Below are 26,751 nucleotides of genomic sequence, written 5' to 3'. Positions count from 1 at the left end.
TCTCTTGATTCTCAGAATATGTCGTCTTCTTTCGCCCAGTCATCAACCCGTATTCCGCATTCCTGCAGCAATACCGTTAATCGTCAACAATGCGCCTCTAAGCAATTCACCCTTGCTGTAGCGCGATCGCACAACTCCAGAAGCCGCCAAAGTCTTATGCTGCCGCAGTCGCTTCAACAATGACACTTGCAGGAATCCCAACGGAACGATCGTTCCATTACGCAACTGTACCGATCGCTGAAGTTCCGGATCACCATCCAGTAATCGATTGTGTCCCGTAATTTTCAGCACCAGTTCGCGCGTCAGGAAATACTCTTGGCGAATCTGTTCAAACACAGGGGCAAATCGCTCGCGATCCTCGGCTTGAGTCAGTTCTTGAACATAGTGTCCAGCAATCTGCAAATCGACTTTCGATAAGGTCATTTCCACCCGCGAAATTGCCATTTTGAAGAAAGGCCATTTGTAGTAAAAATGCCGCAATAGCTGCATATGCTTCTCTGGAGCTTCATCCAGAAACGCATTCAACGCCGTTCCGACTCCATACCAGGACGGCAATAAAAATCGGCTCTGAGTCCAGCTAAAGACCCAAGGAATCGCCCGCAGACTTGCTAAATCTTTCTTGCCGCCGCGACGAGCTGGACGAGAACTAATTTGCAACTGGCTAATTTCCTCGATCGGAGTCACCTGATGGAAGAAATCAATAAAATCGGCTTGCTCATAGATCAGTTGACGATAATGAGTGCGCGATCGCGCTGCCAATTCTTCCATAATTTGCTGCCACGGTGCAATCTCATCGAACTTGTTCTGCAACAAACTGCCTTGAATCACCGCAGTCGTCACCGTCTCAAGGTTATACAACGCAAGCTCGGGCAAAGAATACTTCGATGCGAGTACTTCACCTTGTTCGGTAATCTTGATGCGACCATTCACGCTATGGCCAGGCTGCGCCAAAATTGCCTCATATGCAGGTCCACCGCCGCGACCGACCGACCCGCCACGACCGTGGAAGATCCGCAATGCCACACCATGTTCATCGGCAATTCTTTGCAACGCTTGCTGAGCTTTATGAATCTCCCAGTTACTACTGAGAAATCCAGAGTCTTTATTACTATCAGAGTAGCCAAGCATCACTTCCTGCAAAGCCGTTCCTTTATCGATCGCGTCAAAGCCCCCCGCAATCAAAGCTTTGTAGAACGGCTGAGCAAACACCTGTTTCATAATTCCAGGCGCTTTCTGTAAATCCTCAACCGTTTCAAACAACGGTACGACTTGAATCGTTCCTAGCCCTGTGACGGGATCATACAGTCCGGCTTCTTTGGCAAACAGCAGCACTTCTAGCAAATCACTGACATCATGGCTCATGCTAATGATGTAAGTCCGGCAAATTTCCAGACCAAATTCTTGCTGAAGTTTGCGAACCATCCGGAACGTCGAAATCGTTTCGCGGGTGCGCTCCGAAAATGGCATCTCCGTCGGAATCAAAGGTCTGCGAGTCTGGAGTTCTCTGGTCAACCATTCACAGCGCTCTGCTTCGCTCATGTCGTTATAAGCTTTCGGCAGCACTTGCAAATACTCGACAATCTCGTTCATCGTTTCCGAATGGCGAGGGCTTTCTTGTCGGATATCAAGATGCGCCAAACAGAAGCCAAAGATTTCGACTTGGCAAATCAAATGCTCTAAGTCCCGACAGCTTAATCCGGTTGCGGCTAGATTGCTTTGAATGAGTCGCAACTCTGCTAAGAAATCTTCGCCCGATCGATAAAGCGTTGCTTCGTCAAATTCAGGCATTTCTTGCTGCAAGCCATCTCCGCTATAGAGGATGTGATTGCGATCGAGCGTATTTTCTAGGCGCTTCTGAATGTAGGCAAGCTTTAATCGATACGGCTCTTGGCGGAATCGAATCGATAAGCGATCGTACACATCCGGCATGCGTTGCTGATCTTGCTCTAAAGACTCCAGCAAATCGGGCAAGACATCACTCCAGTGCAGCGACAAACTCAGTAAATCGGTCAAACACTGAACCGATTGCACATAGCGCTCTAAAACGATGCGGCGCTGATAACATGCTGTTTGCCAGGTGACTTGCGGCGTGACCGAAGGATTGCCATCGCGATCGGCGCCCACCCAAGATCCAAACTGACAGAAATTGCGACTCGGCATTTCCATGCGCGGGAACGACTGATGCACCGCTTGTTCTAATCGCGTATACAAATGCGGAATCGCCTCAAAAATTACCTCTCTGAAGTAATGCAGTGCATGATCCACTTCATCGAGCACAGTCGGCTTAAATTGGTGCAGTTCATCAGTGCGCCACCAGAGGCGAATCTCCTCGGTTAACTGATCTCGGAGCGACTCTGTTTCCCAAGATGAGGAAAGCCCGATCGCTTTCAAACTGTCTTCAACACTATCCAACTGCCGCAAAATCTTCGCGATCCGTCGCTGTTTATCCCGAATCGTATGCCGGACAATCTCGGTCGGATGCGCCGTAAAGACCAGCGATACATCCAACTGCTGAATCAACCGTTGAATCTGCTGAGGCGGCACATTCAGCTGCTTCAATCGAGGAAACAACCAGTGAAACGTGCCAATTTCTCGACGAGACGCCGCTTCATGCAGACTCCGCTCTAGGAAATCCGCTTCTGGTCGTCCCGCTTCTTCTTCTGTGGCATAACTACTGGGTGACGACGGTTTTGGCACTTCTTCAACCTGTCCTTCCCGTGCCATCCGATACTGCAACTGCTGATCGCGCTGCTCGTAATGCTGCTCGACGATATTGATCAACTGAAAATAAAGCGCAAACGCCCGCGCTGCCCGGATCGCCTCATTGAGATCCAGATTCTCCACCACTTGCAGCACGTCTGATTCAGTAAAGGTCGTTGCCTGCCCTTCTGGTGAACACATCCGCCTCAACTGATTCAACAGATCGACGAGTTCCTGCCCGCATTCTTGTTGCAGCACCGCCTCCCAGAGATCCTCAACAATTCTTAGCCGATGGCGCAAAAATAAATCGGACATCAACGCACTCACATCCTCACCGATTGCGTCCGCAGAAGTGGCAAGGCTGGCAAATGATTCGTCAGAAGAAGAGGGTCGGCTCGAACTCATACAGTATCAATCCAGAGAGGTTCAACAATTTTAGGGGAGATGAGGCAGATTTGGGGAGACAGGGCTAAGAACGATCGTCCAAATCTAGATGCGGCAAGCGATCGCCGCGAAATAATTCTTCGCTAATCGTGCCAAGGTCTTGTAGGGTTTGCGCGATCGCACTCCCTCCCACCAATACCACTAACACCGGAATTGTTGCCAAACCCAATACAACATCCGGATCAAGCAAGCCTAAAACGCGATCAGACTGAGGTTTCATAGATTGTAGGTTCCAATAGTCCAGTAAACCAGTATTTAGCGTAACAATCTTGTTCCCAACATTGTGTATTCGGCTTCAGCATTGTCAATTCTCTCAGAGTGTCTAAGAATACAGGGAGAGAAAAATCGACAGTGGTGACAAGATCGGCTAACTTCAACGATGAGGTCAAGATTTGCAAAACGGAAATTGTGAAAGTTACGGATGTCGCTATGCGCTGGGTGCCATTTGTGCTCACAATAACCAAAAAAAGCGTGTCGAAATCAAAAGTTAAGCTTAAATGCAGCAAGTTGAGATAAGGAATTAAAAGTCGGATGGGGAATCGATCGCACCGTACACTCTCTTCATCATCGTCATCGGTTGGCTCTAAATTGCCCTTGCTCCCGTGGCTGCATCGCGTCATTGGGATTCCTCATCTGCATTTGCAAGCTCGCCTGCGGGGAAACAATTTGTATATTCTCGCAGAAAGTCGCGATTGCCCAAAGCGATCGCTGATTTTTGCACAACTCGTGCGCGCGCTTTCCCAAACTTCACTGGAAACGCTGCTGCCTCCGACTCAGCCCACGATTTATCAAGTCGTGCTCTATGGTCGCTGCATCGGAGAACCGCGTCCTCAGTGGGCAGAAGTGATTCATGTCGCGCAGATCGATCGCTATTTAGAAAAACTCGACGATCCTCAGAGTAAAGCTGAAGCGACCGTTGCCATCGAACTTGCGAATCTGGGCTTGGCAAAACGTGGGAGACCCGATGCAATTGCGCGGTATCTCAGTGAAGCTTTAAGTGCATTGGGAGTCGCTGTTCGAGCCAGCGTCAAATCTGCGGCACTCCCCGACGACACAGGACTGCCTCAAATTGCAAATCTGGCTTCTGTATTAAGCAGTACCGCTTCGCTCACACCACAAGCCTTGCTGAATCGGCTGTGGGTCGTCTGCGAATCCGCGTACAGTCCCGATACGTCTTTGATGACCGAATCGATCGCACAAAAACTCCGGGACTTGGAACTCGACGGATTTCGAGATGCGATCGTCTTTAGCCGTGTTAAGGGCGAGAGTGACCCAGAATGGGTGTTGCGAGTCGATTTGACTCCTCCTCAAGAAATGCTCAAAGATTGGGCGCGCTGGGGCGATATCGAGGCGCTGACGCGATTGATGAATGCCGCAGTTCGCGATCAGGGCGTTGAGATTACAGCGACTCTGATGGACATCACGCTGCATGTCACGGCTCAGCGAGAACAGGCACCGGAGCGAGGGCGAGTGTTAGCCGCGATCGCGCCTTTGCTCGAAACGATCGCGCCCCAAGGCATTCAAGCCGTTGCGGTTTACGGGTTGCAGGGTACAGCGAATCCCATTCCTCAGCTTTCGATTCCTGATTCTCCGGTTTGGGTGCAATGGATTAATCTTCCCGCCGCAGAACATCCAGCCCTCGCTGAATCCACTCGACAACTCGCGCAGCAAGGCGATTTAAGCGCGATCGCATTTCTGCTGACTCGCCAACTCAATCCCAATCTCGATACCCAACTCGCAACGGGTGGAATTCGCCTGCAAATTCGCCAAAAAGAGGACTTATTGCACATCATGACCGATGCGCCAGTCTGTCCGTCTCAAAGCCAAGTTGGAGTGAAAGTTGCCAAATACATTCACAATCTCCGTCTCTCTGATGTGCAAGGCGTGCGAGTTTACGGGCGCAGATCCGGTCAAAAACGCCCAATCTGGAGCTATGGCATCGACTTCGTCAGCCGTGAGCAGGCTCGCTTTATTCCAGAAGCGACTCCCGAATTTGCTGCCTCTGATGCCTATGTCGGCGATTTACTGACAAAAGAGCCAGGCGCGTTAACGGTTCCCGAGTTTGACGAAGCCGACGCGACTTGGGGCGATCGCATTGTAGAAGCAATCCAGGGCGCATTGGCTCGAACTCGGATTTTTACGATCGCGTCTGACACCGCTCCCAATACTGCCCGCGCGACTCAATCTGCGGTTCCAAATGAAGCAAAAGCGGCGATTGTTTGGAGTGTTTTAGGCATTCTGCTTACGGTGCAAGCAGATTGGCTCCTGGGACAATATGCGAAACCTCTGTTTGCCTCAAAACCCGCTCCAACAGCCTCTCCTGCACCGCTCACCTCTGAACAGATGCCTCTCCCCCAACTCTCGCTGCAAAAAACCACTGGATTTGGAGAACTGGGAGCGGCTGGATTTACGCAATCTGGACAGACGTTGATCGCTCCGGGTCAAGGATCAACCGCGCTTCTTGCCTCTCCCTTGAAGCCAAAAGCAGCGATCGACACTGCTCGTTCTCCTTATCCCACATTCAATGCGGGTCAGCTCGATGAAAAACTCGTGCTCTACCGTCAGTATGTCAATCAAAACGGTGCGCCGGATGTCTTGATCGTGGGGAGTTCGCGTGCGATGCGGGGCATCGATCCAGCGGTTTTAGAACAGACCTTGGCGACTCAAGGCTACGCGGGTATGCGAGTGTTCAATTTCGGTATCAATGGAGCCACGGTTCAAGTGGTTGACCTGATTGTGCGGCGCATCCTTGCCAACGAAAAACAACCGAAGCTGATCTTACTTGCCGATGGACTGCGAGCGTTCAACAGTGGTCGTCCGGATGCGACTTATAAAGCGATCGTGTCTTCTCCGGGATTCCGCAAACTGCCTGAAGTGAGTACAAACACAGCTGCTACACCCACTGAAGCGTTCACGAAACCTTTAGAGACTCTGAATCGAACCAATATGACAGTGAGCGATAGCTATCAATCGTTCAATGATCATTTGCTTCGCCAAGTCGGGCAATTTTCAACGGTTTGGAGTCAGCGCAATAAGTTACAAGGACTGCTCAAGCGTGGCTTAAGTTTTGGATTTGAGCAAGCTCCGACTTCGGATGAGATTGACCCTGAATTGACGATCGCTCAAGATGGACAAGGCTTAATTGATATCAATGGCTTCCTGCCGATTTCCAATCGCTTCAATCCAGTGACTTACTATCAAAAGTATTCACGAGTCTCAGGCGATAGTGATGCTGATTATGCGAACTTCAACTTGCTCGGAGAACAGGATCAGGCGTTACGATCACTCGCTCAGTACACTAAGGGCCAAAACATTCCCTTAGTCGTGCTCAATCTGCCTCTAACAGAGAACTATCTTGATCCGTATCGCCGCGATCGTGAAAAAGAGTTCCAAGAATATCTGATGCGACTGTCTGGGGAACTCAGCTTTACCTATCGCGACCTACTAGAAAACTGGAAAAATACGCCAGATTTCTTTTCTGACCCCAGTCACCTCAATCGCTATGGTGCTCATGCCGTCTCGACTCATATTGCTAAAGATGTATTGATTCCTTGGAGACAGCGATAGTAGGTGAGGAGATGGGGAGAACCCAGGCTCAGATTGCTCCCTATCTTCCCACTCCGCAAAATTAATACAGTTGACTAGCAGTTTTACTAAAGCGCTTCCGGTATCAATCGCTCCAAATCCAAATCTGCTGCAATCTGAGCTAGCTTCTCAACATCGGTTGGATCAGCTAAATGCGGAATCAACCCCAGCACAGGCAGTCCTGTTAATCGCTGAATCAAGCTCACCGATGCCCAATTCTCGATTTCTTCGATCGAAGTCGATCGAATACAGTTCAGCACAATTCCGCGCAGATGCACCTTCATTTGACGCGCCAAAGCCACATTCGCCACCGCTTGCCCGATCGCTCCCAACTTCACCGGAACAACCAGCACTGCAGGTAAATGCCAATCCCACGCCCAATCTGCCACGGTTGTACTGTGCGTCACAGGCGATCCTAATCCACCCAACGCTTCAACCAAGACAAAATCTCGCTGACTTCGCAACGTCTCAAACGCCTGCCAAACTGGCTCAAGCTGAACCTGCCTGCCTTCTAGATCCGCCGCGATCGGAGGGGCAAGCGGCGCTGTAAAATGCAGCGGATTCAGCAATTCTGGTGGCTGATCTAACTGAAATAACTGACCATACGTTTCGCGATCGCCGATTCCCGTCTGCAAAGGTTTCATCACGCCGAGCGATCGCGATCGACAATACTTTTGCCAATATGCAATTAAAGCAGTCGTCAGTACCGTTTTCCCGGCATCCGTATCGGTTCCGGTGATCAAGAGTGCATTCACAATTCGTTATCCTTGGACATCAACAGTCAGCGTGAACTCCGCTGGAGCATCACTCGTCACATCAACTTGATAGCTTCCGCCTTTCGGTACAATCGCACTCCATCGCTGTAAATTCGTTGCATCTTCAACCGGGCTACCATCTGGATACCGTACCGTAAATCGTGTCCCCGGAGTAAGGGTCAAGGCTAAAGATTGCTTAGCACGAACATTGATGAGATAGCGACGAGTCGTGAGGGCATCGACTCTTTCACTCACCTTTGTTCCAGTCTGACCTTGTGGAATTTCAATCACGGCTTCCACAATGCTTGGACTTGCCGTTGGAGAGGGAGACGGTGAAGGGCTAGGGGCTGGCGTTTGCAGATTGACGTTGAGCTTGAAATCGCTCTTAGGAATCCCTTTTACGGTTCTCAATTGAATGATGTAATCCCCCGTAAACGGGAGTTCTCCTGCCCAATTCGAGACGCGATTTGATGCACTATCGACTGGATCGCGATTCGGGGCTAAAACGCTTAATAGCACACCTTCTCCACCGCCCAAACTTGCATTCAACTGCTGCCCTTGATTAGCGGGAACAATAAAATTGAGAGTCTCATTCGATTTTAATGTTCCACTGCGAGTCGCTGCACCTTGAACAAAATCAAGTCGCTGACTATACGTGACCGGATCAGGACTCGGAGTTGTAGTCGGAGAAGGTTTTGGAGTCGCAGTTTTAGTTGGACTTGGAGACGGAGTCGTTGCGGTAGGAGTCGGAGACGCGATCGGGGCAGGAGTCATCAAAGCACGGGTGATAGTCCAAGCTCCCAGTCCTGTCAGCAGCACTAGCCCAGTTCCGATCGCAAGCACCGCCCACGGATCATCCCAAAGCGAACTTCTCGACGGAATCGAAGGATCATTGCGATTTTGCAAACTCGTCGGAGCAACCGTCGTACTATCGCGCCGACCCACTGCCAAGGTTTCTGCTCTAGAGACATTTGTCGGTGGCTGCGCCTGAGTGGGCGGAGGGGTCGCTGGCAGCGGAGCCATGGTTGCCGGACTTTGTAGAACTTGCAAGACTTCGGTTGCAGATTGATAGCGATCGCTGACTCGATAACTCAGCATTCGATTCAGCACCTGTCCAAACGTTGGCTCTAAATTGACGAATCGCTGCCAACGCCAAGTCATCGTATTTTCGTCGAAGAGATCCTGCGGTTCGCGTCCCGTGAGCAAAACAACAGCGGTGACTGCCAACGCATATAAATCGCTATTCGGATAGGCTCGACCCGTCTGCATTTGTTCGGTCGGAGCATAGCCGAGCTTACCAACCGTCGTATGCTGTTTGACCGTATCTTGTGCCTGAATGCGAGTCGCAAGATCTTTGACCACGCCAAAATCGATCAAGACGGGCAGCTTATCGTGATCACGCAAAATGATATTGTCCGGAGCAATATCTCGGTGAATAATCCCTTTGCCGTGAATATATGCCAAAACAGGTAAAACCTGCTTCACAAGCTGCGTGACTTCTGCTTCTGAAAAAACATACCCGCGCGATTTGCGTTCATCTAACAGCGATCGATAGGTTTGCCCTTCGACATAATCTTGCACAATAAAAAATCGCTGATCCTGCTCAAACGTCGCACGAAACTGCGGAATCTGAGGATGCTGAATTTGGTAAAGCGTTTGGGCTTCGCGCTGAAATAATTCTTTGGATTTCTCTAGCGCGTAAGGATTATCTTGAGGCGGCGTTAATTCTTTAATCGCACAAGCTTCGTTAAATCGTCCTTGATCTTCGGCAAGATAGGTACGACCAAACCCTCCCTGTCCCAACACGCTGAGAATCCGATAGCGACTTTGTAAAACAGTAGCTGGGGGAATAGGTGGCTGCATGGTCGATTCCGATACGCACAAGGATAAAGGGCAATTCTATAGAACCGGAGTTCCAAGTATTTACTTATAGCGTATAGCAGCCATTTTGGGTTAGCGGTGAAATATGAAGCTGAGTTTCGTTTTTTGTTTGTAGAAAGAGACGATCGGGCATGTTAGAAACTGAAGTTTTTCAACACTCTGCAATGGGAACTCAAGCTGGAGTTGGAATGAGTCATCTTCGCAATGTGACTCAAGCAGCAAAAGAGGCTGTTCAAAAAGCGATGACTGCTGCGAATATCACACAGCCAGATTTCGTTTTTCTCTTCGCCTCGCTTGGATATCACCAACAGAAATTAGTACAAGTCGTGCGGCAAGAGACAGGCAATTGCCCGCTGGCAGGATGCTCTGGGCAAGGCGTGATTGTCCAGAATGAAGCCGATGAATCGAATTTTTCAGTTGCCGTGATGGTGATCCAGTCCGATGAACTCTGCTTTACGAATCGCTACGCCGTCGGACTCAAAGAGCAGCCAACCGAAACAGGTCAAACGATCGCCAGTAAATTGCTGATGGATTTTAGCGAACAAGCTCAAGCCATGTTTCTTTTCACAGATGGCATTACGGTGAACTTCGATCGCTTGATGACCGGGATCGAATCAGAATTTGCTCAGCAGGGTTACACTGTTCCGCCGATTTTAGGAGGCGCAGCGGGCAGCGATATCGAAATGAAAGCAACCTATCAGTATTGTGATGATCAAGTCATTTCAGATGGTGTAGTTGCCACGTTGCTCTCTGGAGATTGCCAAGTGATTTGGGCACTCAATCATGGCTGTGTTCCGATCGGTCAAGAGCGAAAAATTACCCGCGCCCAAGGCAATAAGATTTTTGAAATTGATCATCAGCCTGTGTTTGAGGTGCTGCGTGAGTATCTCACAGAAGAAGAAATTCAAGCCTGGGATCGCACAATCGTTGCCTTTTGTTTCGGGTTAAAAGCTCCGAATTATGCTCAAGATCACGATGAGTTTGTGATTCGCTACTTGCCGAGCAAAGACGATGTTGCCGGATCTGTAACGCTGCAAACTGACGTTGTAGAAGGAAGTAGCATTTGGATTACTCGCCGCGATCCGGAGAAGATTGCTCAAGGCATTGATACGATCGCCGAACACTTAAACACTCAACTGCAAGCCCAATCCGCGAAGTTGATTTTCCAATTCGACTGTTATGGACGTGGAAAATCTGTTTTGGGAGAATTAGAAAAACAACGGCTTGAGCAGAAACTCCAGCAACAGGTCGGCACTTCTCTCCCTTGGATTGGGCTATATACGCATGGTGAGATCGCTCCGATCAAAGGCAGAAACGGATTTCACAATTACACATTAGTCTTAGCTGCCATTTACTAGACGATCGATCACTAGATGGTCTGCTCAAGAACGGCTTTGAAACTTGCTCTATATCCCAAACTGCTATGGTTCCTGCCACGTCTCTCGATGCTGAAATTGCCCATCTGCGCGCTGAAAATCAACGGCTCTCCGAACAGGTCAAACGTCTCGTGCGTGCAGAGCGCCGGATGATCGAATCTCAAGATCGACTCGATGGGCAAATCAGCCTCTACCGTCAACTCAATGAAATTGGGAAACGGGTGAGCCAGTCTTTTTCAATTAGCGGAATCTTGCAGGAAACTCTCCAGTTTATTGTTTACGATCGCAATTTTCAGCGCTGTTTAATTTTGCAGCGTCAGCATGAGCAATTTCAGTTGGTGCAACACGAAGGCTATTACGAAGACGATAACATCGTCGATTCGCTGGCGCTAGATTTGCACCACCCTGCTTTTCAAGCATTTGTCTCGAATCAGCTGATCGGTCTGATCGACAGTCCGAATCCAGCGCTTCGAGATCTGGGCGATCGCATTGGCATGGATGAGTTTATCGGCTTTATGATCGCAGAGTCTGAGTTCTTAATTTTACTAGGCAATGCCCGGGAGCGAGCCAAATATCATCACCGGATTCAAAGCGATGACGATGCAATTTTAGGCTTGATCAATTTGATGCAGACAATCCAATCTGCTATTAGTCAAGCGAATCTCTATACTCAGATTCGCGATCGCGCCGAGGCTCTAGAACAGACTCTACAAGAACTCCAGCACACCCAAAGCCAACTGATCCAAAGCGAAAAAATGTCGAGCTTGGGACAGTTAGTTGCTGGCGTTGCGCATGAAATTAACAACCCCGTTAGTTTCATTTATGGCAATATTTCGCATGCCAGTGCGTACGCAGCCGATCTGATTGAATTGGTCAAACTCTATCGCAAGGCTACCGATGCTGAATTGATTCAAGAGAAAGAAGAGGAGATTGATTTAGAGTTTCTGATGGAAGACTTGCCGAAGTTGCTCACATCAATGACGATTGGAGCCGATCGGATTAGAGAAATTGTCGCTTCGTTGAAGATTTTTTCTCGCATGGATGAGCCAGACTGTAAAGCCGTCGATCTTCAGGCTGGGATCGACAGTACATTGATGATTTTGAAACATCGACTCAAAGCAACTCCAGATCGAAAAGCCATCACTATTGTCACAAACTACGCCGATTTGCCTTTGATCGAATGTTTTGCAGGGCAACTCAATCAGGTGTTCATGAATCTTTTGAGTAATGCGATCGATGCTTTAGAAGAGTTGTGTGAGCAAGATTCTAGCTTTTCACCTCGCATCGAAATTACTACAGAGATGATCGAGAGTACGGTGAGAATTTGCATCCATGACAATGGTTCTGGAATTCCAGAATCGATTCAGTCTAAACTATTCGATCCGTTCTTTACAACCAAACCTGTCGGAAAAGGGACAGGCTTGGGGCTTTCGATTAGTCACCAGATTGTCACAGAGCGGCATCACGGCAGTTTGGAGTGTATTTCTAATCCGATTCACGGAACAGAATTTATCATTACGATTCCAGTCAAGCCAGCTTAAATCTTGGCAAACTGGATGCAGTATTTTACGAATCCTATGCCGAAGCTGACCCATCTCCTGATTTATCCGATCAAATCTCTCGATGGCATCGCTGTAGATCACGCCAAGATTCTGCCCGGTGGCGCATTAGAGCACGATCGAGAATTTTGTATCGTTGATCGTGCCAATAAAATCGTGAATGGCAAACGAACTGCGGCAATTCATCAGATTCGATCGACGTTTGATCTCAAAGCCCGGATTGTCACGCTTGCGATTCAGAACGAGCAACCTGTCAGTTTCCATCTCGATCACGGTCGCAGGGGGATTGAAGGCTGGTTGAGCGATTATTTTGGCTTTGCGGTGACGTTGAAACAAGATCTCACGACCGGATTTCCCGATGATCCCGTTTCACCTGGACCGACTCTGATCAGCACAGCTACATTGGAACGCGCCGCATCATGGTTTGCAGATATCACAGTTGAGGAAATGCGATCGCGACTCCGCACCAATTTAGAACTCGGGGATGTCGCTGCTTTTTGGGAAGAGCGCTTGTATTCAGCCGATGAAACGCCTGTCCGATTTCAAATCGGGGAGGTCGAGCTACAAGGCATCAATCCCTGTCAACGCTGCATTGTTCCCACTCGGGATGCGCGTTCAGGCGAAGCCTATCCTCAGTTTCACAAGACGTTTATGCTTCAGCGCCGAGCAGAATTTCCCGCTTGGGCAGATGAGACTCGATTTACTCATTACTACCGCATGGCAATCAATACAAGAATTGCGCCAACTGAAGCGGGGAAAATTCTAAGAATTGGGGATATCTTATCTTGCGGGTCGAGTTGATCCGGCAACGACATTCAATCGTTGTGTCACCATTGTCATTCCACCATGCCGTACCAAAACGGCTGAAATCCACTGCGCGCCAGCTTGATTCGGGGCTTTGCCAATCTTAAACAGTCCACCCGAATTCAGCACATCCAGATCAGCCGTTGCAGGCTTCAGATACCCTGCCGAATTCACCGCTTCTTGCACGACTGTACCTAGCAGTAGGTCGTTTTCGAGGGGTTCTTGGACGATCGCATCAAAGCTAAATTCTTGTCCTACCCGCACCTGGTCAGGCAGACTAACATTGACAGAAGGTGGCTTATCTCCGGTTGTAATGAGATTTTTCTCAGATAGAATTTCTTGTTTGACGATTTTCTGATTCTGAAATTGCTGCCGTGATCGCAAGGTTGCATCCAGTTTCACTTGCTGTCCGTTTTGCGCTTGCGTTCCAGTAATCCGAGTGACCGTTTCTGCTTGAAACCCGTTACTACTCGGTTGCCAAGACTGCAATTCGGTCTTGTACGTTAAGTTGGAATACTGCTTCCAAAGTTGTGTCAAAGATTGCTCTAAGCTCTGACGATTTAGCCCGTCGGAATGCGTAAAGTTTGGGCTATAAAACTGAAGTACGGCTTGTGCATTTCTGCTATTTGCAGCGGCATCAATTTTTGATAAAACTTGTTTGAGTTCTGCGGGCGCGGTTTCGGGAGTGGCAGCCGTGGCTCGATCGCTGAGTTGAGCGCTGGCGATCGTCAAACTCAATCCGAGAAAAAATAGGATTTGCCAAGACCGAAGACGCAATAGGGCAGAAAGTCTCATAGATTACTCTCAAACGCAATGGAAAAGCTTCTAATCACTATACACGCGATGTCAAAAATCATCTGGATCTAGGGTGATAAGAATCATTTTGGTCGCGATCTCGCTGCGATGCTGAGCGATTTTTTCTAGATGAAGAAGCGTTTAGTTTTGAGGATTGCTTATTGGCTCAGCGATCGCAAACGGCTTGAAGGAGTTTGCATCAATCCTCTACAAATCGATCGATCTGCAACATAAACCCTGGTAAAACAGCTTCCCCAGAAAATTGCGTCGGCAGCGATCGCACTTCTCTCAGTTGTCCTTGACGATAGATTTCAATTTCTTGATTCTGAGGATTCACCATCAAACCCAACTGAACACCACTCGTCATATACTCCTGCATCTTTTCCTGCAATGTCTCCAAGCTGTCAGTTCGCGATCGCAGTTCCAAGACAAAATCAGGTGCAATTGGGGGAAATTTCTGACGCTGTTCAGCAGTCAGAGTTTGCCAGCGCGATCGCTCAACCCACGCCGCATCAGGAGAGCGATCGCCCCCTTCTGGCAGCTTAAACATCGTTGAAGAACTGAACACTTCTCCGAGTCCAGTTTGACGATTCCAAATGATCAAGTCAGCAATATAGCTCGCTTCTCGTCTTCCGCTATCACCGCCAACTGGAGACGTAAGAATCAAAGCTGCTTTCGCATCTCGTTCGATCGTTAAGTCAGGATTGCTCATACAAAGGAGATAAAACTGCTCATCTGTAAAGTGAACCTGGCTCATGTCAATTTTGAGAGGAAGCGTCAGCGAAGCCATCATGTCGTTGCCAACAACTTTGGATATGCTTTGAATATAATCCAGATCTTTTTATCGCAATGGACCCGATCGCAGAATACTAATAATCAACCAAAGCCCCAAGAAACTCGCGGCTGCAAACAAGACATCACTCACCCAATAGACTTGACTCGACTGCGTATTCGCAGAAATGATCGCTGCACCCATAATCAATGAGCCAACGACAATACTAAAAGACACCCGATTCGCAGCAGAATCGACCGTGCGTCGCATCGGTTCTGCTTCTCGAATCGAAAAATTCCACTGCAAGGTTTCAGACGTGACGCGATCGAGCAATAACTCAACCTGTCTCGGCGACTGCAACGACAGATTTTTCACATCCAACACCGTTCGCAACAAGGCAATTAAGGGCGCTTCTCCAACAATCTGCCGCTGAAACACTTCGGTCATCATTGGGCGAATTTTATTGGGAATGTTGAAATTCGGGTCGAGCGATCGAGCAATGCCTTCTAAGTTCGCGATCGCTTTCGCACATAGCCCCAAATTGCCGGGAACTCGCACCTTATTGTCTCGAACAATTTGCAGCACTTCGTAAACGAGCTTACTAAAGTTGACCTGCGAGATATTCAGACTATAGTACCGACGCAGTAACCGATCGAACTCGGTTTCGAGCTTGACTCGATTGATCGGTTGAATCGGGGGCGCAAGTTGCAGTACGAGTTGAGTACATCGTTGGGCATCCAGATTGACGATCGCAAGTACCAATTCCAAAATCAACTGCTGTGTTCTTGGATCGAGTCGTCCCACCATACCGCAATCGAGCAATGCTACCCGCCCATCCTTGAGATAGAACACATTCCCAGGATGCGGATCAGCGTGGAAGAAGCCATCTAAGCAAATTTGCTGGAAGAACGCTCTGAGGAGTAACGTTGAAATTTCTTCTCGTCGCTGGAGATCGACGACACCTTCAGCAGCACTGATGGGCGGAAATGCAGAGAGTACCGCCACACCATCTAGCCATTCCATCGCAACGAGTTTATCGGTTGTATATTCCCAATAAATCTGAGGAACTACAAGCTGAGAGGCATCAAACCAGCGAGTCCCGCTCAAATTCTGCCTCAGTTGATCGGTATATCGAGCTTCTTGAGTAAAATCGAGTTCGTTTCGTAGCGCTTCCGCGAATTCTTCAGCGATCGCCACAATATCGTAGTACTGTCCAAAATCCGTCTGAGCAACCAGTCTTGCCATCAAACGAATCAGCGCAATATCTTGTTCTACAACCGCCGAGAGTCCCGGACGTTGAACTTTGAGCGCAACGGCTCGACCATCTTTGAGAACAGCGTAATGCGTTTGAGCGATCGAACCCGCTGCAACGGGCGTGTAGTTCACCGAGGCAAAGACTTCTTCTAGGGGCTGACTAAATTGTTTTCGCAGCACGACTTCAATTTCTGCCCAATCCACCGGAGGAACTTCTGCTTGCAGCGTGGACAGAGCATCAATATATTCCGCAGGCAAGAGATCAGGACGAGTGCTCAGCAGTTGCCCGAGCTTCACATAAACCGGACCCAAATCGACCAAAATATTGCGAAGCACAGCCGGAGGCGGTAATTTTGGCTCGTCAACTTTTCCCCCGGTCAAGAGCCGCCGCATAAAATCCCATCCGTTCCGAAGCACTACTTCTAAGATTTCACCTTGGCGCGAACTGGTTTGGACAAGTCTGGAAAACATAGAAGCAATTCCAACAATTAATGCAAAACGGCATCAGAACAGTGACTTAAAACTAACGTAGATCTCCACCGTTCAGCCATCCTCTTCCGGGGGAAAACTGAGGAGCGAAATCCGTCAATCGAATGATCGGCAACCCGATAGCCCCGATTGCAAGAAAAACAGTTAGGCTATGAATACTGTGATTGAAGTTGCCTCGCCCTTCAATTTTTTAAGCTTTTTCGGAGGCGCGCATGAATCGATTTTGGAGTGTTGCAAGCAAAGTTGCTGGAAGCCTATTTCTCTGCGGAGGTGGCGTGATCTCGATCGCGCTTTCTCTGTCGATTTTGGCATTCCAACCTCCAACCTGGGCATTTACAATTCTCTTGATTCTGCTGGTATTTTTTGGGCTGACTCCCAGTGCGATCGGCGGACTTTTACTCTATGCCAGTTCTAAAGCGCATCGCCATGCCATTCGCGATCGCTTTTTCCAACTGTTGCGGATCAAGCAGGGCAGAATTTCACTGCTCGATTTCTCCAGAGCCACCCGCCTCGAACCGGAAATTGCGCGCCGACATCTCGATCTTTGGGCACGCGAATACGACGCGAATTTTGAAGTGAGTGATGCGGGTGAAGTGTACTACGTGTTCTCAACCGAGCAATTGCATTTGCCGGAGAGCCAGCCGTTTGAAGTAATTCGTCAAGTCGTGCGCGATACCTGGCGATCGCTGTAACTCCTAGCCCTCAAAATATTCAGACTTCAGTTCCCGAACTCATAAAATTGATCCGGTCAGCGTTAGCGCTTCCTGATAGTGAGCCTCTCGGAAGGTGTTAAATTCGATTTCTATCTGTACTCTAGAAATCAAGTTGCACTGTCCCGACGCTTCCATGTCTAACCGTTTTCCTCAGATCGCTTGGCTGTTTTTTGCGATCGCTGCCTTGAGTTCCTGTAATTCATCGAATCCGAATGTCGAGCGCGATCGAGAACCCCAAGTTGCCCAAGCTTCATCTTCTAGTGCTCCAATTCGGACAGAAATTCTGAACCCCCAACCGATCCGAATTGATGTCGATCAACTTCCTCAACCCAACGCCACACAAAGCGCCTCAAAACCACCTGAAGTTGTTCCAATTCCTGAAAATCCAGTCTTACGGGTTCCTGTTGGCTTTACTGTCAATGTGTTTGCGGAAGGACTTGATCGACCGCGTTGGCTCGCCCTGACTCCAAACGGCGATGTTCTCGTCACCGAAACCCGGCGCAATCGAATTCTGCTGCTCCGAGATGCCAATAAGGATGGCGTTGCAGAAGTCCGCAAAACCTTTGCAACTGAAGAAAACGGGCTAAATTTACCGTTTGGAATGGCATTTGCCGAAGATGCGTTTTTTGTCGGCAATACTGATTCAGTCCTGAGATTTTCTGTGGCAAACGATCGCGTTCAAGGTCGGGGCACGAAGATCACAGAATTACCTGGACAAGGCTATAACCAACATTGGACGCGCAACGTGGTCACTTCTCCAGATGGACAAAAGCTTTATGTCTCCATCGGATCGCGATCGAACGCTGATGAAGAACCGCTCCCGCGTGCCTCAATTCAAGTCATGAATTTAGATGGCAGCGATCGTCAAACCTTCGCCTCTGGGCTGCGTAATCCCGTCGGTCTAGATTTCAATCCGGCAACCGGAGCACTCTTTGCAACGGTCAACGAACGGGATCAAATCGGAGATGGCTTAGTGCCAGATTATCTGACGCAAGTACAAGCAGGCGAATTTTATGGATGGCCCTATGCCTATCTCGCACCCAATCGCCTCGACCCGCGCCATCTCAAGGACGGAAAAAGCACCCGCCCCGACCTCGTTGCGAAAACTCGTACGCCAGATGTTTTATTTGAAGCGCATTCGGCAGCATTAGGATTGCGATTCTATACGGGCAATACATTTCCCGATCGCTATCGCAACGGCGCATTTGTCGCCTTCCGAGGGTCTTGGAATCGCTCTCAGGGAACCGGATATAAGATTGTCTTCGTGCCGTTTAATGAAGGGCAATCGCAAGGGCAATACGAAGATTTTGTAACAGGGTTTCTCCTTGATCCCAGCATTCCAACAACTTGGGGTAGACCTGTCGGCTTACTCGTACTTAATGATGGCAGTCTGATTTTCACGGACGAAGCCAATAACAGAATCTACCGCATTCAGTACGCTCAAAAACAAGTGCAGTAGAAAGATAAAAAATGTGTCTCGGCTTCGCTGAATGCTCGATTCTAGAGTTTTCGCAGGGTGAGCGAAGCTGAAACCGATTCTCTGATTAATCCTCAACAACTTGAGCCGCAACTTCAACGGCTTCTACATCGATCGTACCAGAAGGAGTCATGCGCTTAAATTTCCCATGCTCAACGAGTAACGGCTCTCCACAGCTAGAACATTGCATCTGAGCCTGATTAAATCCAGTCAACTCGGTTCCACACACCGGACAAGCCGACTGGACAATATTCTTTCTCACCCACCACTGGAACACAAAAATCCCGACAATCGGCGCAAGAATCAACAGCCCCAGTACAAAGAAAAACGATTTCACCAACCAGCCCAACCCGACGGCACTCAGCAGTAACGCAAATCCCACGATCGTTAAAATGCGACCAAATCCATTTAGACCGAGTTGTAAGTTATAAAGTTGATTCTGGTTCACGGTGATTTCCTCTGTCTATGCTTCCTCTATTGGAACAGAATTCTTGATAATCTTAGGGACGGCTTTCTCGACTTCAGTGAGGTCTGGTATCCGTATACTTTGGGTTATGCAGGCTTACTCTTAAGCATAAATGATCTCTCTAGAAGGCTAATTAAAATGCTGGAAAGCTTAACGCCCTTTGAAACCGTTCTCGTTGCAGGTGCAAGTCGAGGAGTCGGACGCGAAATTGCTCGAATCTTACAGCCGAATTTTACGGTCAAAGCATTATTGCGATCGAATACTGCTGTTACTGAACTCGAAGTTTTAGGCATTCAACCGATCATGGGCGATGCAATGATTCCAGAACAGTTAGATCTCTCTGGAATCGATGCAGTCATTAGCACGATCGGCGGTCTTCCCGGCGATATCAAACGCGCTGATGATGAAGGCAATCGCAATTTAATTGATGCAGCACGCAAAGCAGGCGTGAAAAAATTCGTCTTAGTCACCTCGATCGGGTGCGGCGATAGTGTGGTTGCCTTACCGCCTCGTGCTCTCGAAGCGCTAGGAGCGGTTCTCGCAGACAAAGAAAAAGCGGAACAACATCTGATCGACAGCGGGCTGACCTATACGATCGTGCGTCCGGGCGGTCTCAAGTCCGAACCCGCAACCAGAACCGGATTTCTCACCGAAGATCCCAAAATCTCTGGCTCAATTCACCGTGCCGATGTCGCAGATCTCGTGTGCAAATGCTTAATCAGCGATCGCGCCAATCAAAAAATTCTCTCGGCGCTCGATCGCAATCAACTGTCTGGTGCAACTGAAATTGTAGAATTTATCCCTTAAATCGCTGAATCCAGCCAAGGGACATCCCCCAATCAAGCACCAGTCTGGCGATCGCAAACAACAAAACACTTTCAACTGCGTAGCTGACAATGGGGATGACTGCACTTTGATTGGCAATTCCCATTTCCACCTGCGCCAACCCTCGCACTAAGCCAAACGCCAGCACCGCCCCAGATTTGAGGTGAGAATTCTCATCTTCACGAATAATGTAGCGGTAAGTCACCCCAAATAATAACCCTGCAAACAGCGCGATCGCGCCGCTAATCCAGTAGTTCATCGAAACACTGGGATAGCGGCTGACCAAAAAATCATTCAATAACGCAATCAACGGAAAAATCAACGCAACCGAACCTGCCGAAAGCAATCCTGCTTTCAACGACTCGACTCGTTCTTCCCAGCTCAGCTTTAAGTGTTGCATGTCAATCTCTAGATCCCAGTTCCCCAGTCGCTAGCCCGTTTTGCCTTATTATTAGATTTATCATCCTTTGTACCGCCCGTTTTTATCATGGATATTTTGTCACTTGGTTGGGTCGCGCTTTTATCCGTTTTTACCTTCTCGATCGCAATGGTCGTTTGGGGACGCAATGGCTTCTAATGCCTAGTTTCCAGCCCGTGGTCAACACGCTGCGGGCACTGAAAATCTAGAACTTTGAGATCCGATCGTGGAATTTACAGTTTTTAACACACTGGTGCTTGTCGCGTTTGGTCTTCTCATAGCCATCACTGGTGGCGTTGGCTATATCACCATTGCAGATTGGCGCGATCGTCGCCGTCGCGAACAAGAGAAAAAACCAACGAGCAAACGACGCTAACACACCCTCAATTGACTTCAAAGCTCCCAAATCGGGGACAGAGAGGACAAAAGCTGCACACTAGCAAAGCGAGTTGCTACCGCATATCAAAAGGCTCTAGGATTTCAACTCCTAGAGCCTTTTAAGTAAATCATCCCTGTAACCGCATCTTATTCAACTCGAGTCATCATGAACCCTGCGGTAACCTCTTCACCGTAGCCTTCTTCACCATGCTCATGAATATCTACACCCTGAAACTCAGCATCTGGGTGGACTCGCAATCCACCAAAGACTGCGCTCAGGACTTTCAGAATCACGATCGTTCCTAGCGCTGCCAAGACATAAGTGATGGCTACCGCTTCAATCTGCGTCAACACCTGGGTTGCATTCCCTGCCAGCAACCCATCTGCACCAGCCGAGTTGACTGCTTTAGTCGCAAAAATACCAGTTAAGATCGCACCAATTGTTCCACCCACACCATGCACTGGGAATGTATCCAGCGAATCATCAAACTGGAGCTTCGCTTTCAAACTCACAGCAAAGAAGCAAGCCGTTGCAGTGATTGCCCCAATCAGCAAAGCTGCAACGGGAGTCACAAATCCCGCAGCCGGAGTAATTCCAACTAATCCAGCAACTGCGCCTGTGGCAATCCCAACGGCGGTCGGCTTGCCACGTAAGATCCATTCCAAAATCACCCAGACTAAACCTGCTGCTGAGGCAGAAGTTGTCGTTGCCACGAATGCAACTGTCGCTAATGAGCCAGAGGCTAAAGCACTGCCGCCATTAAAGCCAAACCACCCAAACCACAGCAATCCAGCTCCTAACAAAATGTAAGGAACGTTATGCGGTGCAGCAGGCTGATTGGGGTACGTTTTGCGCGGACCTAAGACCCAAGCTGCAACCAGTGCTGACACACCAGAACTGATGTGAACAACGGTTCCGCCTGCAAAGTCCAAAGCACCCAAGCCACCATATAAGCCCAAAAATCCGCCTTTCGCCCAAACCATGTGAGCGAAAATCGGATACAAAATTCCAGACCATAACACAATGAACCAGAAATAAGCTTTGAAGCTAATCCGTTCAACGATCGCACCCGAAATCAAAGCAGGCGTGATAATGGCAAACATCGCCTGATAAATCATGAACGTTTGGTGCGGGATCGTTCCGGCATAGGAAACAACCGCATCGGGCTGGCTGCCCGCTAGATATCCTGTCGTTTCTAGACCCACACCGTTCAAGAACAACCACTGTAGCCCGCCGATAAACGGAGTTCCAGGTGCAAACGAAAGACTATAACCCCACAGAATCCAACTGGTTCCAACAATACCCATGAGAATAAAGCTCATCATCATGGTATTGAGAACATTCCGAGACCGAACAAAACCGCCATAGAAAAACGCTAAACCCGGAGTCATCAGCAGCACGAGGGCAGCCGAAATCAACATAAAGGCTGTATCAGCTTGGCTAGCTGCCTGATCGGCGGCAGCTTTTGCAGCTTCAGCCGTCACAGGCTCAGCAAGAGCAGTACCCATCAACGGAATACTAAACAGCGCGATCGTGGTGAGCGCTGTCCACATGATTTTTTTCAACACTGGCTTCAAACCTTCAACGCCAATAAAGAACTCATCTTCAGACTTCCGTTAGGCTGTAAATACAGAAACCATTGGAAATCCGAATGATTGCTATTGGATTGCACCAAAATTGAAAGGCTCATTCTGTAATTGAAATTACACTTTTGCGATCGAGAAAGCCTTAATCCCAGCAGACCCTAAGTTTCATCACTAGGGAGGATGTTTCTTAAAAGATTATGTGAATTCCTAATAGATTCATCGGACTTAACAAAGTGCAAAAAGAGCGCTCTCCAAATTGGAGAGCGCTCTTCGCAGAATCTTAGATTAGACCTTTCAAGTCATTAATACTTGGTCGGTTCAGATGAACTGCTGGGGTAGTTACTAGAAGAGCCAAAAGCACTTTCCTTAGCAAATCCTGCATAAGCTTCCATACCGTGCTCGCTGATATCCAAACCTTCCAGTTCTTCTTCAGAGGTCACACGGATACCCAAAGTAGACTTCAGCAAAATCCAGAAGATGCTGGAAACCAAGACTGTAAAGCCGCCTACTGATAAGACTCCAACCAGCTGATACCAAAACTGCTCAATACCGCCACCAAACAGCAATCCAGCTTTGGGAGCAGGAGTTGCACCAAAAGCATCAGCTTGGCTGAATAATCCGAGCGCCAGCGTTCCCCAGACACCGTTCACTAAGTGAACTGCGATCGCACCTACTGGGTCATCGATTTTCAACTTATCAAAGAACCCAACGGCGAATACAACTAAAATACCGCCAATCGCACCGATGATCGCAGAAGAAGGAACGCTAATCCAAGCACAGGGTGCTGTAACAGCGACCAATCCAGCCAGCAGACCATTGATGGTCATCGTCAAGTCAGGCTTGCCTAAAATTGCCCATGCAACTACCGTTGCCGCGATCGCACCAAATGCGCCACCTGTGTTCGTTGTCAAAGCAATATGAGCAATCAAAGAACCATTCCCAACGCTCATCGTTGAGCCGGGGTTAAATCCGAACCAACCCAACCAGAGAATCAAAGCACCCAAGGTTGCAATACTGAGATTGTGAGGCGGAATCGCATTTGCAGAACCATCTGCATTGTATTTACCAATTCTTGCACCGAGGAAAGAAGCGCCCATCAGAGCCGCCCAACCCCCAACTGCGTGTACGACCGTCGAACCTGCAAAATCGTAGAATCCGAGAGTTGCTAGCCAGCCACCGCCCCAGATCCAGTGACCTGTAATGGGGTAAGCAATCCCAACCAACAGTAAGCTAAACAGCAAGAAGTCGATGAATTTGATCCGCTCAGCAACAGCACCCGACACGATCGTCGCTGCTGTTCCAGCAAACACCAACTGGAAGAAGAACTTCGCAGCCAGAGGAACGCCTGCCCAGCTAATGGCTTTGAAGATTCCTTGGTAAGCGTCACCTGTTACTGGGCTGCTGTCTGTACCCGTTAAGAAAAATCCGCCGCTTGCGCCAATCCAGCCGTTTCCGTTACTGAACATCAAGCCAAACCCGATCGCCCAAAATGCCACTGTAGACAGCGCAAAGACAATCAAGTTTTTCGCAAGCACGTTTACCGCATTTTTCTGTCGGCACATGCCAGTTTCGAGCATACAGAAGCCCGCATTCATGAAGAACACTAGGCATCCTGCAATCATTACCCACATGGTATCTAGACCAATTTTTAGGTCTGCGGTTGCAGTCGCAACACTTTCAACAGTAGGTGGGGTTTGGGCAACAGCCGCATAGCTCCAAAGTCCAACGATCGCGACTGTGATCGGAATTGACATTTGCCAACCGAGAGACAACTTGCTCACTGTTCTGAGCAGTGCTTCCCAGGATTTAAGCAAGGCAGGCTTCCGCTTGCGAACTTGCGATTTTTGCTTCAACGATGCTCTTAACACCATGACACGAAATTCCTAATGTAAATAAACCAATGCGAAATTGACCTGCTGGCATGAGAGCGTTACACCATTCCAGCAAGTAAAAGTTGTCTTGCAGTCGGGCAATGCAATTCCTGAATCCCGAAACCCTCCACTACTTGGCAATCAGTGCCGCGATCGAGGACGAGTTAGGTCTCTATGATTCAGCTGCCACAAGGTCGGTACGTCGTTTGAGGTACTGAAATATACGACGAAGTGGGGGCATGTCACATAGCTAAAGAAACAGAATCTTTAGATGAGATGAAGTCAAATTTCGTTGATTGAGTCATGTGATTCTGTATCTCAGATTACAAATGCTCAATTCTAGAGAGAGATTCCCAGAGAAAAATAGGGGGATTGATTATTTCTCAATTCAACATCGAGTTTTATCTATGAATAAAAGATCTCATTCAAACTAAGATTTGCTTTTTTCGAGACTATCTTATATAGTACTTGTGTATTAATTTCGTCTCCTTGAGTAATTCGCCTTTTTACCTGACCGTTGCGTGAGGAAGGGGGCGATTTTTTTCGCTACAAGCCCCCTAACTGAGCTAAAGTGATGCTATGAGCGAGAAAAGTAGCGACGGATTCAAAATTGTTAGCGATAATCGTCAGGCGAGGTTTCAGTACGAGATTCTGGAGACCTACGAGACGGGAATCGAGCTTGCGGGAACCGAGGTGAAGTCCATTCGCGCCGGTCGAGTGAACTTACGCGACGGTTTCGCGCTCGTTCGCAATCAAGAAGTTTTTCTCCACAATGTCCATATTTCGCCACATAAAACTGCAAGTCAGGTCTTTAATCACGATCCAACCCGAACTCGGAAGCTCCTCCTCAGACGCGATGAAATTCGCAAACTTGTGGGCAAAGTTGAGCAGCAAGGGCTGACCCTTGTACCGTTGAAGATGTATTTGAAGCGAGGCTGGGTCAAGGTAGATTTGGCGTTAGTGCGCGGCAAAAAGTTGTACGACAAACGCGAAGATTCAAAACGCCGGGATGATCAACGAGATATGCAGCGAGCCATGAAAAATCGTTAGGAGTGATCGATTCTTTCTTGAACGCAGAAAAATCGAATCGGGAATAATAGCCGTACTACCATTCTGGCTGCGTTTATGCTACCGTCTCCTGACTCGCACTCTTCTCTAGATGCTTCAGTCTTAACTTGGCTGGAGCGAGGAGATGAATTGTTTCAACTTCAGCGCTACCGAGAAGCGATCGCTGCTTATGATAAAGCGATCGAGTTTCAGGCAGGCTACACCGCTTGGTTCAGGCGGGGAATTGCCTGTGAAAATTTGCAGCGATTTGATGAAGCACTCGTTTGCTACAAAAAAGTGATTGAGCTGCAGCCAGATGATTATTTAGCATGGTTTAAGCAGGGTGCCGCTTGTGAAAATCTCAACCAGCCAAAAGAAGCATTAGCTTGCTATGAAAAAGTGATTCAGCTGCAGCCAGAAAACTATTGGGCTTGGCACGATAAGGGAAAAGTCCTAGAAACTCTGAAACGCTTTGAAGAAGCAGTAGCAGCCTACGATCGAGCAGTTCAATTGAAGCCCAATTTTCAATTGGCGGTCGAGAGTCGGCGGCGGATTTTGGTGCAGCTTCAGCGCGTTGATTCTCTCTACGATCTGCCGTTCGATGAGCCAGCGGCCAATAGCGCATCCGAGATTGCAGAACATTCCTCGGATTGCCTCACGCAAGGAATGGCGCTGGAAACACAAGGGCAATTTGAAGCAGCGCTTGCTGCTTACGATCAAGCAGTCGCTTTGCAACCGAACGACCATCTCGCTTGGTTTAAGCGAGGCAATGTTTTACAGCATTTACAGCGGTTTGAAGAAGCGATCGTTAGCTACAACAAAGTGGTTGAACTTCAGCCTGAGAATTATTGGGGATGGCACGATCGCGCAAAAGCGCTAGAAGCCACGGCTCAATATGAAGAAGCCTTATTTTCTTATATTCGAGCGATTCAGCTGCGGGGAGATTGGCAAGCTGCGATCGCAGGTCGTCAAAGAGTTTTAGATCGATTGAATTCAGGAGATCAGCCTGAGCAACCAGCCCAACCCGCCAATGATTACGGAACTTGGTTCCAGAAAGGTCAGATTCTAGAAAAGCTTCAACATCATGCAGAAGCAGCGGTTGCTTTCAATAAGGCAGTGCGCTTGAATCCAAAAGACCCAGAGGTTCTGCGCTGGCGAGGCAATGTCCTTTATGCGTTATCGCGATATGAAGAAGCGATCGCGTCTTATGACCAAGCGATCCAGCTTCAGCCAGAGAATGCCGACTTATGGTGCTGTTCTGCAAGTTCGTTAATTAAACTGCGCCGATTTCGAGAAGCGATCGCGTGTTTTGACAAAGCTCTACAACTTCAACCTTCGCATCACGGGGCTTGGTACTGGCGGGGGCGAGTCATGGCAGAGCTAAAACGGTTTCGGGATGCGTTGTATTCCTATAATCAGGCAATTAAGTACAATCCAAATTTTCGGCCTGCCATTCGCGATCGAGCGAAATTGCAGAAGGAATTCAACTAAACCTCAGTACAAATCAACTTGATCGGTGGGTGAGAGCGATAGAATCATGAAGGACTATTTCTTC

22 protein-coding genes are annotated in these 26,751 nt (G+C 48.6%); 11 read left to right on the top strand and 11 right to left on the bottom strand.

Going from position 1 to position 26,751, the window contains the following annotated elements:
• Nucleotides 1–42 precede the first annotated feature (42 nt).
• Together ppc and OU814_RS20750 are read right to left on the bottom strand one after the other, a co-directional pair.
• Nucleotides 43–3,105 carry a phosphoenolpyruvate carboxylase gene (gene ppc, locus OU814_RS20755; RefSeq protein ID WP_017287152.1) on the bottom strand — a complete coding sequence of 1,021 codons (3,063 nt, stop codon included), beginning with the start codon at nucleotides 3,103–3,105 and terminating at the stop codon, nucleotides 43–45.
• Between the two features lie 64 nt (nucleotides 3,106–3,169).
• Nucleotides 3,170–3,364, bottom strand: coding sequence for a hypothetical protein (locus tag OU814_RS20750; RefSeq protein WP_017287151.1), 195 nt, complete (start codon nucleotides 3,362–3,364; stop codon nucleotides 3,170–3,172).
• A gap of 368 nt (nucleotides 3,365–3,732) precedes the next feature.
• Here OU814_RS20750 and OU814_RS20745 point away from each other — a divergent pair, with 368 nt between their 5' ends.
• Nucleotides 3,733–6,711 carry a hypothetical protein gene (locus OU814_RS20745; RefSeq protein WP_268241968.1) on the top strand — a complete coding sequence of 993 codons (2,979 nt, stop codon included), beginning with the start codon at nucleotides 3,733–3,735 and terminating at the stop codon, nucleotides 6,709–6,711.
• Nucleotides 6,712–6,797: 86 nt separating this feature from the next.
• Here OU814_RS20745 and bioD read toward each other — a convergent pair whose 3' ends face one another.
• Together bioD and OU814_RS20735 are read right to left on the bottom strand one after the other, a co-directional pair.
• Nucleotides 6,798–7,484, bottom strand: coding sequence for a dethiobiotin synthase (gene bioD, locus OU814_RS20740; RefSeq protein ID WP_017287149.1), 687 nt, complete (start codon nucleotides 7,482–7,484; stop codon nucleotides 6,798–6,800).
• Nucleotides 7,485–7,490: 6 nt separating this feature from the next.
• Nucleotides 7,491–9,347 (bottom strand): serine/threonine-protein kinase, encoded by a 1,857-nt coding sequence (locus tag OU814_RS20735; RefSeq protein WP_190647668.1) that lies wholly within the window; start codon nucleotides 9,345–9,347, stop codon nucleotides 7,491–7,493.
• Between the two features lie 149 nt (nucleotides 9,348–9,496).
• Here OU814_RS20735 and OU814_RS20730 point away from each other — a divergent pair, with 149 nt between their 5' ends.
• The 3 genes from OU814_RS20730 (at nucleotide 9,497) to OU814_RS20720 (ending at nucleotide 13,101) form a co-directional block, all read left to right on the top strand.
• Complete coding sequence (locus OU814_RS20730) at nucleotides 9,497–10,723, top strand: FIST signal transduction protein (protein WP_268241967.1); 1,227 nt, start codon at nucleotides 9,497–9,499, stop codon at nucleotides 10,721–10,723.
• Nucleotides 10,724–10,788: 65 nt separating this feature from the next.
• Nucleotides 10,789–12,282, top strand: coding sequence for a sensor histidine kinase (locus OU814_RS20725; protein ID WP_268241966.1), 1,494 nt, complete (start codon nucleotides 10,789–10,791; stop codon nucleotides 12,280–12,282).
• Between the two features lie 15 nt (nucleotides 12,283–12,297).
• Entirely contained in the window at nucleotides 12,298–13,101 is an 804-nt protein-coding gene (locus tag OU814_RS20720) for an MOSC domain-containing protein (RefSeq protein WP_268241965.1), read from the top strand.
• Here the strand turns inward: OU814_RS20720 and OU814_RS20715 are convergent.
• From OU814_RS20715 to OU814_RS20705, 3 genes are all read right to left on the bottom strand, one after another.
• A complete protein-coding gene (locus OU814_RS20715; RefSeq protein ID WP_017287144.1) occupies nucleotides 13,081–13,899 on the bottom strand; it encodes a hypothetical protein in 819 nt (272 codons plus the stop codon). The genes OU814_RS20720 and OU814_RS20715 overlap by 21 nt on opposite strands.
• Before the next feature lie 199 nt (nucleotides 13,900–14,098).
• The gene (locus tag OU814_RS20710) at nucleotides 14,099–14,689 is read right to left on the bottom strand and encodes a Uma2 family endonuclease (RefSeq protein WP_268241964.1); all 591 of its coding nucleotides are present in this window, start codon (nucleotides 14,687–14,689) and stop codon (nucleotides 14,099–14,101) included.
• 51 nt (nucleotides 14,690–14,740) lie between these two features.
• Nucleotides 14,741–16,396, bottom strand: coding sequence for an ABC1 kinase family protein (locus OU814_RS20705; protein WP_268241963.1), 1,656 nt, complete (start codon nucleotides 16,394–16,396; stop codon nucleotides 14,741–14,743).
• Between the two features lie 230 nt (nucleotides 16,397–16,626).
• On the opposite strand from OU814_RS20705, the gene OU814_RS20700 reads away from it, so the two are divergent.
• Together OU814_RS20700 and OU814_RS20695 are read left to right on the top strand one after the other, a co-directional pair.
• Nucleotides 16,627–17,106 (top strand): hypothetical protein, encoded by a 480-nt coding sequence (locus OU814_RS20700; RefSeq protein WP_017287137.1) that lies wholly within the window; start codon nucleotides 16,627–16,629, stop codon nucleotides 17,104–17,106.
• A 154-nt stretch (nucleotides 17,107–17,260) separates the two neighbouring features.
• A complete protein-coding gene (locus OU814_RS20695) occupies nucleotides 17,261–18,586 on the top strand; it encodes a PQQ-dependent sugar dehydrogenase (protein WP_268241962.1) in 1,326 nt (441 codons plus the stop codon).
• Nucleotides 18,587–18,671: 85 nt separating this feature from the next.
• Here OU814_RS20695 and OU814_RS20690 read toward each other — a convergent pair whose 3' ends face one another.
• The gene (locus OU814_RS20690; protein WP_017287135.1) at nucleotides 18,672–19,052 is read right to left on the bottom strand and encodes a hypothetical protein; all 381 of its coding nucleotides are present in this window, start codon (nucleotides 19,050–19,052) and stop codon (nucleotides 18,672–18,674) included.
• 156 nt (nucleotides 19,053–19,208) lie between these two features.
• Between OU814_RS20690 and OU814_RS20685 the strand changes: the two genes are divergently transcribed.
• A complete protein-coding gene (locus OU814_RS20685; RefSeq protein WP_268241961.1) occupies nucleotides 19,209–19,877 on the top strand; it encodes an SDR family oxidoreductase in 669 nt (222 codons plus the stop codon).
• On the opposite strand, the gene OU814_RS20680 is transcribed toward OU814_RS20685, so the two are convergent.
• On the bottom strand, nucleotides 19,867–20,295 hold the full coding sequence (locus OU814_RS20680) for a hypothetical protein (protein WP_268241960.1): 429 nt from the start codon (nucleotides 20,293–20,295) through the stop codon (nucleotides 19,867–19,869). The two genes, OU814_RS20685 and OU814_RS20680, sit on opposite strands and share 11 nt — an antisense overlap.
• Before the next feature lie 87 nt (nucleotides 20,296–20,382).
• Here OU814_RS20680 and petN point away from each other — a divergent pair, with 87 nt between their 5' ends.
• Both petN and OU814_RS20670 read left to right on the top strand, forming a co-directional pair.
• Nucleotides 20,383–20,472: a cytochrome b6-f complex subunit PetN gene (gene petN / locus OU814_RS20675; protein WP_071596148.1), complete on the top strand. Its 90-nt coding sequence runs from the start codon at nucleotides 20,383–20,385 to the stop codon at nucleotides 20,470–20,472.
• Between the two features lie 67 nt (nucleotides 20,473–20,539).
• Nucleotides 20,540–20,689 (top strand): hypothetical protein, encoded by a 150-nt coding sequence (locus tag OU814_RS20670; protein WP_190647656.1) that lies wholly within the window; start codon nucleotides 20,540–20,542, stop codon nucleotides 20,687–20,689.
• 149 nt (nucleotides 20,690–20,838) lie between these two features.
• On the opposite strand, the gene OU814_RS20665 is transcribed toward OU814_RS20670, so the two are convergent.
• Together OU814_RS20665 and OU814_RS20660 are read right to left on the bottom strand one after the other, a co-directional pair.
• The gene (locus OU814_RS20665) at nucleotides 20,839–22,245 is read right to left on the bottom strand and encodes an ammonium transporter (RefSeq protein ID WP_268241959.1); all 1,407 of its coding nucleotides are present in this window, start codon (nucleotides 22,243–22,245) and stop codon (nucleotides 20,839–20,841) included.
• A gap of 335 nt (nucleotides 22,246–22,580) precedes the next feature.
• Nucleotides 22,581–24,149: an ammonium transporter gene (locus tag OU814_RS20660; RefSeq protein WP_190647655.1), complete on the bottom strand. Its 1,569-nt coding sequence runs from the start codon at nucleotides 24,147–24,149 to the stop codon at nucleotides 22,581–22,583.
• 579 nt (nucleotides 24,150–24,728) lie between these two features.
• Here OU814_RS20660 and smpB point away from each other — a divergent pair.
• Both smpB and OU814_RS20650 read left to right on the top strand, forming a co-directional pair.
• Nucleotides 24,729–25,199, top strand: coding sequence for an SsrA-binding protein SmpB (gene smpB / locus OU814_RS20655; RefSeq protein WP_017287129.1), 471 nt, complete (start codon nucleotides 24,729–24,731; stop codon nucleotides 25,197–25,199).
• Nucleotides 25,200–25,274: 75 nt separating this feature from the next.
• Entirely contained in the window at nucleotides 25,275–26,687 is a 1,413-nt protein-coding gene (locus OU814_RS20650; protein ID WP_017287128.1) for a tetratricopeptide repeat protein, read from the top strand.
• The last annotated feature ends 64 nt before the right edge of the window (nucleotides 26,688–26,751 follow it).

The sequence above is a fragment of the Leptolyngbya sp. GGD genome, from assembly GCF_026735145.1.
GTDB classification, from domain to species: Bacteria; Cyanobacteriota; Cyanobacteriia; order Leptolyngbyales; family Leptolyngbyaceae; genus Leptolyngbya; species Leptolyngbya boryana.
Note: the sequence above shows the minus strand (reverse complement) of the source record. Positions and strands in the feature narration are given on the sequence as shown.

Coding starts and splice junctions, on each gene's coding strand:
- OU814_RS20705 (WP_268241963.1), bottom strand. CDS start 16,396: ATGTTTTCCAGACTTGTCCAAACCAGTTCGCGCCAAGGTGAAATCTTA.
- OU814_RS20715 (WP_017287144.1), bottom strand. CDS start 13,899: ATGAGACTTTCTGCCCTATTGCGTCTTCGGTCTTGGCAAATCCTATTT.
- OU814_RS20660 (WP_190647655.1), bottom strand. CDS start 24,149: ATGGTGTTAAGAGCATCGTTGAAGCAAAAATCGCAAGTTCGCAAGCGG.
- OU814_RS20750 (WP_017287151.1), bottom strand. CDS start 3,364: ATGAAACCTCAGTCTGATCGCGTTTTAGGCTTGCTTGATCCGGATGTT.
- petN (WP_071596148.1), top strand. CDS start 20,383: ATGGATATTTTGTCACTTGGTTGGGTCGCGCTTTTATCCGTTTTTACC.
- OU814_RS20735 (WP_190647668.1), bottom strand. CDS start 9,347: ATGCAGCCACCTATTCCCCCAGCTACTGTTTTACAAAGTCGCTATCGG.
- OU814_RS20710 (WP_268241964.1), bottom strand. CDS start 14,689: ATGGCTTCGCTGACGCTTCCTCTCAAAATTGACATGAGCCAGGTTCAC.
- OU814_RS20680 (WP_268241960.1), bottom strand. CDS start 20,295: ATGCAACACTTAAAGCTGAGCTGGGAAGAACGAGTCGAGTCGTTGAAA.
- smpB (WP_017287129.1), top strand. CDS start 24,729: ATGAGCGAGAAAAGTAGCGACGGATTCAAAATTGTTAGCGATAATCGT.
- OU814_RS20685 (WP_268241961.1), top strand. CDS start 19,209: ATGCTGGAAAGCTTAACGCCCTTTGAAACCGTTCTCGTTGCAGGTGCA.
- OU814_RS20725 (WP_268241966.1), top strand. CDS start 10,789: ATGGTTCCTGCCACGTCTCTCGATGCTGAAATTGCCCATCTGCGCGCT.
- OU814_RS20730 (WP_268241967.1), top strand. CDS start 9,497: ATGTTAGAAACTGAAGTTTTTCAACACTCTGCAATGGGAACTCAAGCT.
- ppc (WP_017287152.1), bottom strand. CDS start 3,105: ATGAGTTCGAGCCGACCCTCTTCTTCTGACGAATCATTTGCCAGCCTT.
- OU814_RS20695 (WP_268241962.1), top strand. CDS start 17,261: ATGTCTAACCGTTTTCCTCAGATCGCTTGGCTGTTTTTTGCGATCGCT.
- OU814_RS20665 (WP_268241959.1), bottom strand. CDS start 22,245: ATGTGGACAGCGCTCACCACGATCGCGCTGTTTAGTATTCCGTTGATG.
- OU814_RS20720 (WP_268241965.1), top strand. CDS start 12,298: ATGCAGTATTTTACGAATCCTATGCCGAAGCTGACCCATCTCCTGATT.
- OU814_RS20700 (WP_017287137.1), top strand. CDS start 16,627: ATGAATCGATTTTGGAGTGTTGCAAGCAAAGTTGCTGGAAGCCTATTT.
- OU814_RS20650 (WP_017287128.1), top strand. CDS start 25,275: ATGCTACCGTCTCCTGACTCGCACTCTTCTCTAGATGCTTCAGTCTTA.